The 811-nt window shown below is 59.8% G+C and carries 1 protein-coding gene; it reads left to right on the top strand.

Annotated features, from left to right (window positions below; translation table 11 throughout):
* Positions 1–72 precede the first annotated feature (72 nt).
* Positions 73–811 (top strand): IS5 family transposase gene (locus AC5ZGW_RS46570; RefSeq protein ID WP_496114194.1). Its coding sequence is split into 2 segments (ribosomal slippage), with 740 coding nucleotides annotated over them: positions 73–406 and positions 406–811; the frame shifts between segments, so codons are not numbered across the junction. This gene is flagged as partial in the annotation.

The following is an 811-nucleotide window of genomic DNA, read 5'->3' as shown; positions in this document are numbered from 1 at the left end:
TAGGCTGTGTGGACTCTTGGGATTCTCAAATCAGACGGAACGTGATTCAAGGCTTTCTTTTAGGAGGAAGCCTTGGGGGTTCTGGATCGGCTCGTTCTGAACGACACGCAATGGGACCGTATCTCCGGCTTGATCATCGGTCGGCCGGACCAGCGTGGTTCGACAGGCCGCGACAACCGGATGTTTGTCGAGGGCGTGTTATGGATCGTGCGAACCGGTTCGCCGTGGCGTGATCTGCCCGAAGCGTTTGGCGAATGGAACAGCGTCTTCCGGCGCTTCAGCCGGTGGAGCGCCAAGGGGGTCTGGCTACGTATGTTCGAAGCGCTCGCGGATGATCCGGACTTCGAATACCTGATCGTTGACTCCACCATCGTCCGCGCCCACCAGCACGCCAGCGGCGCAAAAGGGGGGCTCAAAATCAGGCCATCGGGCGTTCGCGCGGCGGCCTGACGACAAAAATCCATATGGCTGTCCGGGGCTTAGGTTGCCCGGTCCGCTTCTTCCTAACGGCAGGTCAAGCCGGCGATGCGCCTCAGGCCCAGCCGCTCATCGAGGGGCTCCCGGCGGAGGTCGTGATGGGCGATGCCGCCTACGATTCCGATGCCTTGCGATCCGCGATCGCCGCAAAAGGCGCTCAAGCCGTCATTCCGAACAACCCCTCACGGGCAATCAAATATCCGCTCAACAAACCCCTCTATGCCGAGCGTCATCTAATCGAATGCTGCTTCTCGAAACTGAAGCGTTTCAGGCGCGTTGCTACGCGCTACGAAAAAACCGCACGAAATTACTTCGCTGTCGTCGCTATCGCCGC

The organism is Bradyrhizobium sp. Crot121 (assembly GCF_059512385.1).
This window is presented reverse-complemented; position numbering and strand designations above follow the sequence as displayed.